13 protein-coding genes are annotated in these 14,504 nt (G+C 46.1%); 3 read left to right on the top strand and 10 right to left on the bottom strand.

Annotated features, from left to right (window positions below):
- Positions 1-67: 67 nt before the first annotated feature.
- Positions 68-1,750 (bottom strand): phospho-sugar mutase, encoded by a 1,683-nt coding sequence (locus DXD02_RS07725; RefSeq protein WP_118666665.1) that lies wholly within the window; start codon positions 1,748-1,750, stop codon positions 68-70.
- A gap of 397 nt (positions 1,751-2,147) precedes the next feature.
- Between DXD02_RS07725 and DXD02_RS16375 the strand changes: the two genes are divergently transcribed.
- The gene (locus DXD02_RS16375) at positions 2,148-2,222 is read left to right on the top strand and encodes a DUF6783 domain-containing protein (protein WP_442859396.1); all 75 of its coding nucleotides are present in this window, start codon (positions 2,148-2,150) and stop codon (positions 2,220-2,222) included.
- On the opposite strand, the gene DXD02_RS07720 is transcribed toward DXD02_RS16375, so the two are convergent.
- From DXD02_RS07720 to DXD02_RS07680, 9 genes are all read right to left on the bottom strand, one after another.
- Positions 2,201-2,869: an SGNH/GDSL hydrolase family protein gene (locus DXD02_RS07720; protein ID WP_118666690.1), complete on the bottom strand. Its 669-nt coding sequence runs from the start codon at positions 2,867-2,869 to the stop codon at positions 2,201-2,203. The genes DXD02_RS16375 and DXD02_RS07720 overlap by 22 nt on opposite strands.
- Before the next feature lie 229 nt (positions 2,870-3,098).
- The gene (locus tag DXD02_RS07715) at positions 3,099-3,869 is read right to left on the bottom strand and encodes a carbon-nitrogen hydrolase family protein (protein ID WP_015567951.1); all 771 of its coding nucleotides are present in this window, start codon (positions 3,867-3,869) and stop codon (positions 3,099-3,101) included.
- 124 nt (positions 3,870-3,993) lie between these two features.
- Entirely contained in the window at positions 3,994-4,374 is a 381-nt protein-coding gene (locus DXD02_RS07710) for a GNAT family N-acetyltransferase (protein ID WP_243106470.1), read from the bottom strand.
- A gap of 2 nt (positions 4,375-4,376) precedes the next feature.
- Positions 4,377-5,738: an IS4 family transposase gene (locus tag DXD02_RS07705; protein ID WP_118666664.1), complete on the bottom strand. Its 1,362-nt coding sequence runs from the start codon at positions 5,736-5,738 to the stop codon at positions 4,377-4,379.
- A gap of 241 nt (positions 5,739-5,979) precedes the next feature.
- Positions 5,980-7,011, bottom strand: a complete 1,032-nt coding sequence (locus DXD02_RS07700; protein WP_243106468.1) for a TRAP transporter substrate-binding protein — start codon at positions 7,009-7,011, stop codon at positions 5,980-5,982.
- A gap of 16 nt (positions 7,012-7,027) precedes the next feature.
- Positions 7,028-8,317 (bottom strand): TRAP transporter large permease, encoded by a 1,290-nt coding sequence (locus tag DXD02_RS07695; protein WP_118666663.1) that lies wholly within the window; start codon positions 8,315-8,317, stop codon positions 7,028-7,030.
- Entirely contained in the window at positions 8,317-8,949 is a 633-nt protein-coding gene (locus DXD02_RS07690; RefSeq protein WP_117761874.1) for a TRAP transporter small permease, read from the bottom strand. Before DXD02_RS07690 ends, DXD02_RS07695 begins: the two co-directional genes overlap by 1 nt.
- Before the next feature lie 104 nt (positions 8,950-9,053).
- Positions 9,054-9,815 (bottom strand): type I 3-dehydroquinate dehydratase, encoded by a 762-nt coding sequence (aroD, locus tag DXD02_RS07685; protein WP_118666662.1) that lies wholly within the window; start codon positions 9,813-9,815, stop codon positions 9,054-9,056.
- 109 nt (positions 9,816-9,924) lie between these two features.
- Complete coding sequence (locus DXD02_RS07680; protein ID WP_118666661.1) at positions 9,925-11,139, bottom strand: MFS transporter; 1,215 nt, start codon at positions 11,137-11,139, stop codon at positions 9,925-9,927.
- Positions 11,140-11,420: 281 nt separating this feature from the next.
- Between DXD02_RS07680 and DXD02_RS07675 the strand changes: the two genes are divergently transcribed.
- Positions 11,421-12,368 carry a LysR family transcriptional regulator gene (locus tag DXD02_RS07675; RefSeq protein WP_118666660.1) on the top strand — a complete coding sequence of 316 codons (948 nt, stop codon included), beginning with the start codon at positions 11,421-11,423 and terminating at the stop codon, positions 12,366-12,368.
- A 71-nt stretch (positions 12,369-12,439) separates the two neighbouring features.
- Positions 12,440-14,461 (top strand): oxidoreductase, encoded by a 2,022-nt coding sequence (locus DXD02_RS07670; protein WP_118666659.1) that lies wholly within the window; start codon positions 12,440-12,442, stop codon positions 14,459-14,461.
- Positions 14,462-14,504: the final 43 nt, after the last annotated feature.

The following is a 14,504-nucleotide window of genomic DNA, read 5'->3' as shown; positions in this document are numbered from 1 at the left end:
TTCAAAAGAAATTTCGGTTCAAAAAAGGGCGTGACTAAAGCCACGCCCTTCCATTCTTTTATTTTCTTTATGCCAGAATCGGTTTCAAAGCCTCTGCGAGTTTTTCTTTCTCTGCTTCTGCCTCTGCCAGATCCTTGCCAAGTGTTGTGTAGTATACTTTGATTTTCGGCTCTGTTCCGGACGGGCGGACGATGACGGTTTCACCGTTTGCCAGCTTGTAGATCAGAACGTTTGCGGATGGGAGTCCGGTTTCTTCCGGTTTCTCGTAATCGGTTACTTTGACAACAGCGGAACCTGCGATCTCGGTCAGCGGCTCTTTTCGAAGGCCATCCATAATACCGGCCATCTTGTCCATTCCGCTAAGTCCCGGGAACTCGAAGCTGTCTACTTTGTTCAGATAGCGGCCATACTCCGCATAAATCTCTTCCAGTCTCTGTTTCAGGGAGCTACCGATGCTTCTGTAGTAAGCTGCCATCTCGCAGATCAGCATAGAACCAATGACTGCGTCTTTATCTCTTACGTACGGACCAGCCAGGTATCCATAGCTCTCCTCGAATCCGAAGATGAAGCGGTCTACTTCGCCGTCTGCTTCCAGGTTTGCAATCTGATCGCCGATCCATTTGAATCCGGTCAGAACGCTGCGAAGTTCCACGCCGTAGTGCTCGGCAACAGCATCTGCCAGTGGTGTGGATACGATGGATTTTACAGCAACTGGTTTCTCCGGCATGGTGCCTTTCTCGATGCGACCTGCGCAGATGTAGTCGAGAAGCAGAACGCCGACTTCGTTTCCGGTTACCAGCTCATAGCTTCCATCCGGGCATTTCATCGCGATACCAACACGGTCTGCATCCGGGTCGGTAGCCAGCATCAGGTCTGCGCCGGTCTCTTTTGCAAGATCCAGTCCCTTTTCCAGTGCTGCAAAGATTTCCGGGTTCGGATAGCTGCAGGTTGTGAAGTATCCGTTCGGGTACTCCTGCTCCGGAACGATGGTAATATCGGTGATGCCGATGTCTTTTAATACGCGCGTAACCGGTACAAGACCAGATCCGTTCAGCGGGCTGTAAACCAGTTTCAGTCCGGCGGTTTTACACAGACCCGGACGAACCTGACGGGATTCGATTGCTTCATACAGGGCATTCTTACAGTCTTCTCCGACAAAACGGATCAGTCCTTCTTCCACGCCCTCTGCGAACGGCATATATTTTACGCCGGTCAGGATATCGGTCTTCTGAATTTCTGCATATACAATTGCAGCAGCATCGTCGGTCATCTGGCATCCGTCCGGACCGTAGGCTTTGTAGCCGTTGTATTTTGCCGGGTTGTGGGATGCAGTGACCATGATACCTGCGTTGCAGTTGTAGTAACGGGTTGCAAAGGAAAGTGCCGGTACCGGCATCAGTGCGTCGTAAATTCTGACTTTGATTCCGTTTGCTGCCAGAACGCCTGCTGCTGTTTTTGCGAATACATCGCTCTTGATACGGCTGTCATAGCTGATGGCTACCGTCTGGTTTCCGCCCTGTGTTTTTACCCAGTTTGCAAGACCCTGTGTTGCCTGACGTACTACATAGATATTCATACGGTTTGTTCCTGCGCCAAGCACTCCACGAAGTCCTGCGGTTCCGAATTTCAGAGATACTGCAAAACGGTCCTTGATCTCCTCATCGTTTCCTTCAATCCGTGCCAACTCCGGGTTCAGGTCTGCGTCTTCCAGGTCAGCTTCCAGCCATCTCTTATACTCTTCCAGATACATATCTTTTTCTCTCCTGTTCTATTCTTTATTTGTAACTATTCAGAGCCATGCGAAACGGAAGAAAATCGCGAATCATGCTTGCATGAATGCGCGGTTTTCTGGAATTTCATATGGCGAGAAGCAACATCGAAATGCAGCGCAAGCGGAATCGAGATGGGGTTCTGAATAGTTACCTTTCTTTTATGTCTCACTCTTATGTCCCCATTCAGCGCCACATAAATGTATGTATAGTCACAATATACCATAACCGCCCCAAAACAGCAATTATTTTTGGTAATTTAAGCAAAATTTTGCCTCGATTTTTCTCTGTTTTTCGACTCTATCCGCTGTTTTCAGACAGAACAGGACAAAGAAAAAGCGAGGACCCCAATAACGATTCCCGCTTTTTGTCTGCCTTATGAGGGCAAGCCATACCGCAAAGTGGCGCTTTCAGATTGCGGAAATGGTTTTTCAAGCATGCTCCGGTCCGTGATTGTAGTCAAATCCGCATTTTTCCAGGAACGCCCGCGCGATCACCGTTGCCCCGATCTGATTCGGATGGATTCTGTCCCAGGCGATGTAAGAAGAATGGCGGTATTGGAAATAATCATTAAAAACAGCCTGCAGATCGATAAAACAGCAGCCATATTTTTCGGCCAGCTCACGGCAGATTGCCCCATACGTATCCATACGTTTTCTCATCCAGTCCTCTGCATTTGACTCCATATAATATGGGGTCATGAGAAAAACACCTTTTACGTTATCTTTTACGGAGAGAATCATCTGTTCGACGTTAGAACGGTACTCCTCCGGAGATACCTGGACATCCGGCATAGCCGGGCTGTCGAACTGTCTCCAGACATCGTTGATACCGATACAGATAGAAACCCAGTCCGGGTTCAGGGAAACAACGTCGCGGTCAAACCGCTGCAGCAGGTCGCGGCTTGTGTTTCCACTGATACCGGAGTTTGTTACACGAATGTATACCTCCGGGTAAAATGCAGACAGCATGTTCTCAACAATTCTGACGTAGCTCTTTCCGACATTTTCAAATAAACCTTCCCCCACCGGCTGTGCACTCTCCATATCCGTTACGGAATCTCCTGCAAATACAATCCGGTCCATGTGTTTAAAAATCATTTTTTTGCCTCCCTTGATCATGAGTAATAAAATGAAAACAAATTCCTCATATACGCCGCCATTTTTACAGCATTTTCATCATCTCTATTTGCTTCAAATTTTTCTTTTAGTTCAAGGTATTTATCCATTTCTATTCCTTTCACACTTCCAAATTCCGATCTATTAATTTGTTTTATTATAGCACATGTAAGCTCATTCACAATAAATAAGAAATTGCTAAAAGAATCAGTTACCAGTTAATCAATGAATCAGATATTGATGTTCTTCCATTTTCTCCGAAATCATTAACAGTCTTTTCAAAATCATAAATCAATAGTTCCGGTTTATTTCTAACACATTCCTTGATACATTGCCCAGATTTTCCAAAAACCATTGTCGGTGCCGTTTGAAAAGGCGAGGTAGCATTTACTGAAATAGTAGTAGTAACATTTTCAACTGCACGAGTTTGCAGATGTCCTCTAATCATACTATATCGCTCCTTGTCGTCCGTATCCGCTACATCATAAAACAAAACCACATTTATGTCGGTATTTCTTTTATACAATTCTCTGAAAAATTCGGGAAATCTTATTTCAAAGCAAATTCTAATTCCAAATACAACCCCATCTATCTCAACTATTCCATCACTATTCCCCTTTGCGAAATTATCATTATCCCATCCCCATAAAGCCCGCTTGTCATAAGACTTGATTTGTTTATTAGGCTGAAATAGTAATGCTCTATTATATATTTCTTTTTCTTTAAATATGGTTCCGACAATAAAAGAAATATCATTTTGGTCAGCTACCGATTGAAGTCTATCACACATTGACTGCACAAGGTTAAAATTGACACATGATGAATTTGATATATCTCTAGGTGGATATCCTGTTAATGAACATTCTGGAAATATCAGTAATTGAACATCTTTATGTTTTGCTAAATATATTGCTTTTTCTATTTCTTTATAATTCTCATTTACATCTCCAGATATCGCAAATTGATACGCTCCAATTCTCATTTATCAATCATCTCCTTTTCCGCAGTAAGATAAAACATTTACAGCTATATAAGCTGGAACTTACAAGTATCTATAATTTACAAATCATAATATATTCTTCATCATTTTCATCAACAATTTCAAATCATATCTTCCTATACATACGGACAGCATAATTCATCTTTTGAACTGATAATGATGCTTGTTTATATCCTTCTAGTTTTAGTTTTGTTAGCATCTGTTTCATTAATTCTGTTCCGATACCATAGTTTCTATACTCTTTAAGAAGTGAAATTGCAAAAGACGGTGTTTCATTATCTATATGCCCGTAATCATTCATAATCCGAACCCATACAGCACCAACAATCTCATCCGCAACTTGAGCAACCAAACATAAGTCTCCCTTGTTCTCACCAAAGTCTTTTACATATACCTGCAAATCTGGTTTGTTAATGATATCTTTGGACGGTACAGGAACACCTTCAGGATTGACACTCCCCACAGCTAAAGCCTTAACTTGACCCATATTTATACAAGATAATTTCGATAAGCAAGCAATGAATATAGTACATCCAGTCCTTGCCAGATAGAACGTACTCCGGGCATACCATCGCTCGGTGCACCTTTCGTCCCTCCAAGAACTCCCAGATCATAAATTGCTTCTTTAAGTGAATACGATTCAGGAATTTCCTTGCTTTTTCTTGCGCAACAACATAATACTTTCCATTCCTCTTCAACAAATACGATCCCACTTGAAATTTCCGGACATATTTTACCAAGATAAGTCAGATTTAATATCTGCATTGCAATGACAGAATATAATAACGTTAGAAAGCTTAATCTCCCATATTCCCTTGCCTGGTTCTTTTCTATTTTGCACCCACTCTTTAATATAAAATGAAACCGTTCTATCTTCCATCTGTGTGCATAACACTGTACCAGCTTTTCTATTTCTTTTTCGCTCTTTACCGTTACCGTTGTCAGCAGAAACCATTCTGTCCCCTTTTTCCCGGATTCATGCACATAGATCGCTGTCAGCTCCAGCTTTTCCCGTAAATGCTTTTCCTTTCTCCTTTGAGGACGGTAGATTGTAACCTTTTTGCAATGGTAATCCATTTTTATATTTCTTGATGGGATATGCTCTTTGGGATTCCGGCTCATCCGGACAACCATGCTTCCTGCCACTGGGGAACTACGTAATTCATGAAAGATCTTTTTCCCATCATCTACCATACGATTTTGTACGATCTGGATCAGAAAATTTGCTTTCAGATCCGCTGCTTCTGAGAAAAATTCATAGAAATCACCTTCCCGGTCACATACTGTTAATATTGGGATATCCGCTGGCATTCTCAGCAGTGTCTCACACATGCTGTCCAGCCATCGGAAATTTTCTTTTTCCTCTATTGGTCTGGAACGTTTTTGCTCTTTTGTCTGGGAATCGTCCTTCGGCTTTTCCCGTGTATTTGTCTCCTGGTAGATAATACCCAAAGGGATCCCCTGGTCTGTCACGGCGATGCAAGAATGGACCAGCATTCCCCTTTGCTCCGTACTGCAATAGTATCCCATTCCCTGGATCGCTTTCCGGTCTCCAAATCCAACAGCGGTAGTATCCTGAACAGCTAAGATCCACTCTGCATCTGCACATTTTATTTTTTCTACAGTTGCTCTGGATATGCTGTCAAGTAATTCATCTTTGGATATCTCGCTATTACTAAAGAAACGGTATGCCGCTTTGGCAGAACTTCTGGAGCCGGTAGCTGCCCAAGTAGATTTTCCGGGCGATGCTGCAAAAGCGTCTATGATCTTGAAGAAACGTGACTTCAAACGCTGGTCAGTAAAATTTATGTCCACAAACTCTTCTTGCCAGTTCTTGTATTCCGCCGTCATTTGGATCTCCCCTTTTTCTTTCGTATAACATGGGAACATATAAATATCTATGATTACTTATGGGTCAAGTTAAGAGCTAAAGCAAGGGGTTTTACGACACATTGGATAAATTTAGAAAAACCCTCTGAACCCCATTATAGTCTTACAGTTTCGACTGTGCAAGGCAAATTTTGTGTAAAAAAATCCGGCCGCGAAACACTGTTTTTCAGTGCCCCGCAGCCGGGAATTTCATTTTCTTTTCTTATTCAATCCCATCCATATAAGCATTGTAAATCGCCGGGTCAATGTTCTCTTTAATCGACGCATACACGCTCTTCGATGCCTCTCGGATCTCCTCTCTTGTCTGGTCATCGAGTGTCAGAATCTTCGTTCCGCTCTCCTCGATTGTCGCGATCTTGTCGGCGATACGGGCATCGGACTGTTCTCTTGCGTACTCGGTCGCAATCTTTGCGGCCTCTGTCATGATCTCCTGCTCGTCTTCCGGCAGATCCCGGAAGAAATCGTCGTTGACAATCAGGGAAATCAGATGCGGCAGATGGTTCGTTTCCACTACGTAATCCTGCTGCTCATACAGATTATTCGAAACGATGACCTCATACGGGTTCTCCTGCGCATCAATCGTGTGCTGCTGCAGGCCGATGTAAACCTCACTGAAGCTCATCGGCGTCGGGTTGGCACCGATGGCTTTCCAGAATGCCAGATGGTAGCTGTTCTCCATGGTACGGATCTTCTGGCCCTTGAAATCCGAAAAGCTGTAAACCGGCTTATTCGTACTCATGACACGAAATCCCTGATCCGCCATACCGAGCAGGTGATAGCCGCCCTCTGTGTAAACATTGCTGATCAGATCGTAAAACTCCGGATCATCAATCTTCTCACGGCATTCATCGAGCGAATCAAACACACACGGCAGATCGAACACGGCAAGATCACCCATAAAGGAAACCTGCGGCGCCGTATTCTGTACGACAAACGGAATATCACCATCGGCACACGTTTCGAGCAGATCGCGGTCGCCGCCGAGCGTTGAGTTTGCGTAAACCTGAATTTTCATCCTTCCATCGCTCAGCTCCGAAATCTCTTCCGCAAACTTCTCGGCGAAAATCTGTGTTACCGTATCCTCCGGGCTCGCCGTTGCCAGCGGCCAGGAATAGCGCTGTGTCGTCTCTTCCCCGGAAGAACCGCAGCCGGCAAGCGATGCGCCAAGTGCAACGACAGCAGCAAGTACCGTTGCTGTTCGGAAAAGCTTTTTCTTTTTTGTCATCTTTTTCATTGTTCTTCGCTCCTCCCTATAAAATTCCAATCGAAATCGCCGGAATAAACGTAATCAGCAGCAGTGCCACGAGGAAGAAACCGATCATCGGCATAGCCTTCTTTGCGATCTGCATGACCGGAACCTCGGTCAGGGAGCTTGCCACAAACAGGTTGACCCCGATCGGCGGTGTTACGAAGCCGATTGCCAGATTGACAACCATGATCACACCAAACTGAATCGGATCCATACCGATTGCCTGTACGATCGGCAGAAGGATCGGCGTCAGAATCAGGATCGCCGGAGTCGTATCCATAACCATTCCGACAATCAGCAGGAATACATTGATGATCAGAAGGATCGCAACCGGGCTGTGGAAGTTGTTCAGGATAAACTCGCTGACCGTCTGCGGTACCTGCATCAGCGTCAGGACACGGGAAAATGCTGTCGATGCCGCTAGGATGAACAGGATCGGAGTGAAGGTACGAATCGCCTCAACCAGAATGGACCAGATGTCGCGTATGCGGATACTCCTGTACACAAGAAGGCTGACAAGCAGTGCATAGAATACGGAGATAACAGCCGCCTCGGTCGGGGAAGCAACGCCGCTGTAGATACAGCCGAGGATGATTACCGGGCTAAGCAGTGCAAAAAAGCTCTCTTTTAAAACGCGAAGCAGGCCTTTGTCATGCAGCACTTTGACTTCTGCATAGATCTTCTCCCTATCCTCCCCATACCGTTTGCAGTGATAGATGGCATAAAGCATCAGCAGCAGACCAATCATCAAACCCGGTACAATTCCGGCAAGGAACAGGTCACTGACCGAAGCACCGGAAGCCATACCATACATGATGAACGGAATACTCGGGGGAATGATAACGCCAAGGCCGCCGGCAACTGCCACAATCGCTGTGGAGAATGTCAGATCATAACCAAGGGTAGTCAGAATCGGGATTGTCATGCTTCCGACAGCGGCAACGGTCGCCGGAGCGGAACCGGAAATCGCACCGTAAAAAAGGCAGGTGACGATAACCGCGCACGGCATACCTGCGGTAAATTTTCCGAGAAAATAGGCAAAGACATCAAACAGTTTTTTGGAGATGCCTCCCTTAGCCATGATGATACCGGAGAGGACGAACATCGGAACTGCCAGCAGAGGGAAGGAATCGAGTCCTCCGAACATGGCACGGATCAGATATTTGGCTCCTACCGTAAAAGACGGGTCAAACACCGACGGAAGCACAGATGTGATTCCAAGGGTAATCGATACCGGAACAGCGATGACCAGCAATGCAACAAAAATCAGAAATAATACTACGACCGGCATTAGCGTTCCTCCTCATTCGAATTTTTAATCGTATGGATGCGGTTGTCGATACCCGCGTTCAGAGCATTTTCTGTGGTGTTATCTGCTCCGGCATTTGCCTCAATGAAGGATTCCGGCGTATTTCGCTCCGGATGGGCCGGGTCGAAAACGTTCTCACCGCGTGCCACACGGAACTCGATCATCCACCGCTGCAAAACACGGAATGCAACCAGTACAAAGGAGACAAGCGGTGCTGCCTGGATAAAGTACATCGGGATTTTGCAGGCCGGGGAAAGCTGGCCGCTTTTAACTGACGACATCATATAAGAAAAAGCAAACGGAATCATATAGATGAAAAAAATCAGTTCAAACGTATGATTCACAATTTTGAAAACGGCTTTTCCTCTCCGCGGAAAAATCGCAACAAACTGCTCGATCTTGATGGAAAGGCATTTTTTGCTGCAGTAGCTGACGCTTAAAAAACCGCACCAGATAAAAATATATCTGGTCAGCTCTTCCGACCACGACAGCGACATGCCAAGGACGTAGCGGCAGAAAACCTGAATTCCCATGATCAGCGTCATGGCGATCAGACCGATCACAAGAAGAAATTCTTCCAAGTTTTCATCCAGCCAGTGAAATACTCTCTTCATAAAAGGCATACCTCCGTTAAATTTATAACAGAACAATAATACAAAAGGGACATCGGCATCAACAGCAAAGCTAAAAATACCGGTGTCCCATAAAGAAAAAACGGTTACATGGCTTTGTGAAGCAGATCCAGAACGGTGCTCAGATCATTGACTCCCATCTGACCCGGTGCGGATGCTTTCTTCGCCGCGCCGAAGGTCATGGAAGAACCAAACACCTCACCGCAGAGACGGCTGATTACACCGGTGCCTGCCATAGACATGGTGATGATCGGTCTGTCCGCATAATTGGTGGTCATTTCCTCTGTTGCTGCAAGCAGGGTCAGAACGTCTTTCTTATTCTGCGGCATAACAGCGATTTTCGGAATATCTGCGTTCATATCCTGCATTTTGCGCAGTCTGTAGATGATGTCTGCTTTTGCAGGAGTTTTGAAGAAATCATGATTGGAAGCGATAACCTTTACGCCTGCTGCGTGTGCACCGTCGATGATCTTCTTTACAATGTCATCTCCGGTAAAGATCTCAACATCCACCAGATCCACATATCCGGTCTGTGCTGCTTTGATGTTCAGCTCCGCATAGGCTGCCGGCTCAATCGCTTTTTCACCGCCTTCTTTGGAGGTACGGAATGTCATCAGAAGCGGAATATTGCCGAGTGCTTCGCGGAGGTCTTTTAACACGTCCTCTACCTGTGCGAAGTCGAATACGCCTTCAAACCAGTCTACACGCCACTCTACAACGTCAACCGGAATCGAATGGAAGGTTTTTGCTTCTTCGATGATATCGTTTTTGGTAACTCCTACGATCGGAACGATGATCTTCGGTGCACCGGCACCGATTTCAATATCACGAACTTTTACTGTATTCATGTGTTTTTCCTTCTTTCTTCAATATTAACCCTGACTTTTCTTTTGCAGGCTTTTCTTTTTCACGCCCGGATTACCTGGTTCTTCGTACTCCGCAATCCTTAATCTCATTTTAGTTGTCCTGCTGCGCAAGTTCAACCATTTTTTTATAGCGAATGTTTACAAACAGTCCAAGTGCAACGCCAACTGCGGTCAGAACGATGTTCATGGTCATAACGCCGGACGGCTGCATTTTAGATGCTGCGGTCAGGATGGTATAGTTGCAAAGAGAAGATGCAATCATAACCAATGCGGTTACGGTTCCTTTGATTTTCGGGAACAGCATATTGCAAACGGAAGTTGCGATCTGAAGCAGTCCGCCTGCGCCTGCCCATCCGATAATGAAAGCACCTGCAATCATCAGCGGTTTGCTCTGTCCCATCAGGACAGCAATCATAGTTACAAGGCAAATGGCCGGGTAAACAACGATGAAACGAACATCTTTGATTTTTCTGGTCAGGAACGCGGTTACAACGAGTGCCAGCATGGTTCCTGCCGAATAGTAGGTCTGCATGATGGACGGATCAGCCCAGCCTACATTCTCTTTTGCAAAGTTCTGTGCACAGTTCAGCCACAGCTGGAAGGTACCGGTGCAGGTGAATCCGATCAGGATCATAGCGATGGACTCGAAGGAGAAATGTGTATGTTTCAGACTGTCGATCAGGCCCTCTTTTTTGCCGGATGCTTTCTGGTCAGCGTCTGGCAGCGGGAACAGGAATACCAGTACAAAAAGTACGATATACGCAATTCCGCATCCATAGAATAACGGATTGTAGGAGGTAAGGCCGGCTGCGGTAGAAGTAACCGCTACACCAAGAACAAATGGAAGCAGCATCTGAGCGATTGCGATGAAGAATTTGATTCCCATGGTAGCAACGCCAGGAGCTTTGTAAATAATCTCGGATACTGCCGGGTAAATACCGGTATCCAGGAAGGAGTTTGCGATACCGCCGATAATGGCGCATACGTAAGCGATGGTATAACCACCGTGTGTTCCTGCATGAAATGCAAGAGCAAGGCCGATCAGATAAATTGCATAGGAAGCACTTCCGATTGCAGTGGAAATGCGGCGTCCGAGTTTATCGGACAGAGGACCTGCAAATGGCAGTGCGATCAGACGTCCAAGTCCGAGTGCTGCAGAAATAGCAGTGATTGCCATTGCTTCCACTCCCCATGCTGCTGCCAGAGCCTCTTTGATGACTGCCTGGCCCAGAATAGAGCATCCAACACCGTGGATAAAGTAGTTCAAGTACAAAATTAATGCACTTGGCAGGTATTTCTTGTTCATGGTTTCTCTCCTTTTTAAATAGATCATGTGTTGAGGTCAAATTGTCTTTTTCCTCTGTTCGGTTCATCCTTTTGTTTTGTCACAAACAACAGATTACCAGTTTCGTGAATGTTAAAAAAATAACATTTGTCTTTATTTTAGCAGTGAAAGCGTGTACGGTCTAATGCTTTTAAAGGAAAAAACCAATGCATTGAATGCATTGATGTGGTATACTTGAGTCATGATAATAAGAGGAAGCAAAGACTTTCTTACGGAACCATTTTTTCAGGAGGAAAAACCACATGACACTGAATCAGATTCTCTATTTCCGAAAGGTTGCCCGGCTGGAAAATTATCACCAGGCAGCGGAGGAGCTTTATATTTCCCAGCCATCCCTGAGCCGTTCCATGGCCGCCCTTGAAAGCGAGCTTGGGATCACACTGTTTGAAAAGAAAGGGCGCGGTGTTGTCCTTACCAATGCCGGCCGCCTTTTTCTGGAGCATGCAGACCGGATCGCAGGTGACTGTGATATTGCGACAGGTAAAATGAAAGAGCTCGCCTCCGGTGGCGGTAAAATCAACATCGGTTATATTTTTCCACTTGCAGGACATTATATTCCGCACAATGTCCGCACTTTTCTGGACAAAGAAGAAAATAAAAACGTTGCCTTTAGCTTCTGGCAGAACCATACCCCTGCCATTGCACAGAAGGTGAAATCCGGTGAACTCGATCTTGGGTTTGGCGGCTTTTTAAAGCGCGACGACATGGAGTTTTTTCCGTTGATCCAGCAGCCGCTTGTCATCGTGTCCCCGGAACATCATCCGATTGCCGATGAACCGGAAGTTCCGCTTGTAAAGCTTACCCGTTATCCGGTGATCGGCTACGACCGCACCTCCTGGCTCGGTGTCTACACCGATCATCTCTACCGGAAATATCAGCTTCATCCGAATATTATCATGGAATGTCCGGATGAATATTCGATTGTGGCACTGGTACGCGAAAACTTCGGCATCGCGCTTATGCCGCGAACCGATATTCTGGAACAGGCAGACGGCATCCGCATCCACACACTGAACGGTCTCGAGATTTATCATCAGACCTTTATGTTCTGGATGAAGAACCGCTACCGGCTTCCGGCTGTCGAACGGTTTACCGAATATATGAAACAGCACGCTGACATTATTGAAGAGACCGAAAATGATAGCGAAAACGTATCGAAAGTTTATCTGAAAGATATTGTTAATTTTTAGTCGAAAGAGTTATGATGGATTTGTCACAAACAGAGGATTACCGCTCATGTAATGAATAAGGAGAAATTTTCATGAAGAGTGCTTACCCAAAAATTTTCGAGCCAATTACCATCAAACGAACAACGATTAAAAACCGTATTGCAATGACCCCGATGGGAACCAACTACGGTGAGACAAGCGGTGAAATGAGTAACCGTCATATGAACTACTACTCTCTCCGCGCAAAAGGCGGCGTTGGTCTTATTATTCTGGAGAACGCCAACATCGAGTACCCGGTCGGTTCCAACGGAACCAGCCAGATCCGTATCGACCACGACAGCTTTATGCCGCGCTACTATCAGTTAGTCGAAAACCTTCATAAAAACGGTGCTACCGTAGCAATTCAGATCAACCACGCCGGAGCTTCCGCATCTTCCGCAAGAACCGGTATGGAAACCGTTTCTTCTTCCAACATCCCGACAAAAGCCGGCGGAGAAACCCCTCGCCCGATGACAAAAGAAGAAATCATGACAACCGTGAAAAAATACGGCGAGGCTGCAAAACGTGTGCAGGCCATCGGCTTTGATGCCATTGAAATCCACTGCGGCCACTCCTACCTGATGAGCCAGTTCATCTCCCCGTATTACAATAAAAGAACCGATGAATTCGGTGGTTCTGTAGAAAACCGCCTGCGCTTCCCGCGTATGGTTCTCGAAGAAGTACGCAAAAACGTCGGACCGTGGTTCCCGATCATCGTTCGTATCTCTGCTGAGGAGCGTGTTCCGGGAGGAAATACTCTGGAAGATACCCTCGAGTACCTCGAGTACCTGGATGAGTTCGTAGATATGTATGACGTATCCTGCGGCCTCAACCCATCCCTGCAGTATCAGATTGACTCCAACTTCCTGCCGGATGGATGGCGTTCCTACATGGCAAGAGCCGTAAAAGATAAATTCAAAAAACCGGTTATCAATGCTGGTAACTACCGTGATCCGAAGGTCGTTGAAAAAGTTCTCGAAAGCGGCGATGTGGATATCGTCGGCATGGGACGCGGCCTGATCGCTGAGCCGAACTGGGTGAAAAAAGTTGAAAACGGCGAGGAAGATCTTCTTCGGAAATGTATCTCCTGTAACGTTGGATGTGCTGGAAACCGTATCGGCGTCAACCGCCCGATCCGCTGTACCGTAAACCCGGCTGTTCCGGAAGGCGATATTTACAAAGCACTGAAAGTAAACAAAAACTGCAACGTTGTTGTTGTCGGCGCCGGTACTGCCGGTATGGAAGCAGCCTGCACCGCAGCAGAAGTCGGATGCAACGTTTTCGTACTTGAGAAAAACGATCACATCGGCGGTCTTTCCACTTTCATCTCCGATCTTCCAAGCAAGACCCGTATGAAAGATTTCCCGAAATACCTTGAGGCAAGAGCCGCCAGACTGAAAAACCTGTATATTTTCCTCAACACCGAAGCTACGGTGGATAAGATCAAACAGTTCAAACCGGACATCATTGTAAACTCCACCGGTTCCGTTCCGCTTGTTCCACCGATCAAAGGCCTGAAAGAGAACATCGATGCCGGAAACGTAAATACCATCTTTGGTATGATCAACAATGTAAACGCCGGAAAATATCCGGAAGAAGCCTGTCAGGGCAAGAAAGTCGTTGTAGTCGGCGGCGGTTCCGTAGGACTTGACGTTATTGAATACTTTGCACCGAGAGGCGCCGAGTGTACCATCATCGATATGCTGCCGCAGATCGGTATGCTTGCAGACCCGATCACCAAATGCTCCATGCGTGAGACACACGACAAATACGGTGTAAAAGAATATGTCAACACTGCTCTTCAGGAAGTAAAAGAGAATGCATTCACAGTAAAACTTCCAGATGGAACCATTCAGGATCTTGAATTCGATTACGGATTCAACTGCCTTGGAATGCGCTCCAACAACCCGGTTCTTCCGGAGATCCAGGAAGCATTCGCTGATACCAATACTTATGTATACACCATCGGCGATTCCGTACGTGCACGCCGTATCATGGAAGGTACCATGGAAGGCCGCGCGATCCTGAATGTACTGGAGTCCCAGGGATACCTGCATCTGGAGCCGCTTGAGTAAGTATCGACTTTAAGCAGCCCGACAAAAAACTGTATATCATCTG

It is taken from the genome of Blautia sp. TF10-30, from assembly GCF_003481245.1.
Lineage (GTDB): Bacteria > Bacillota > Clostridia > Lachnospirales > Lachnospiraceae > Fusicatenibacter > Fusicatenibacter saccharivorans.
The sequence above is the reverse complement of the archived record's forward strand: the minus strand, read 5'-3'. Positions and strand labels throughout refer to the sequence as shown.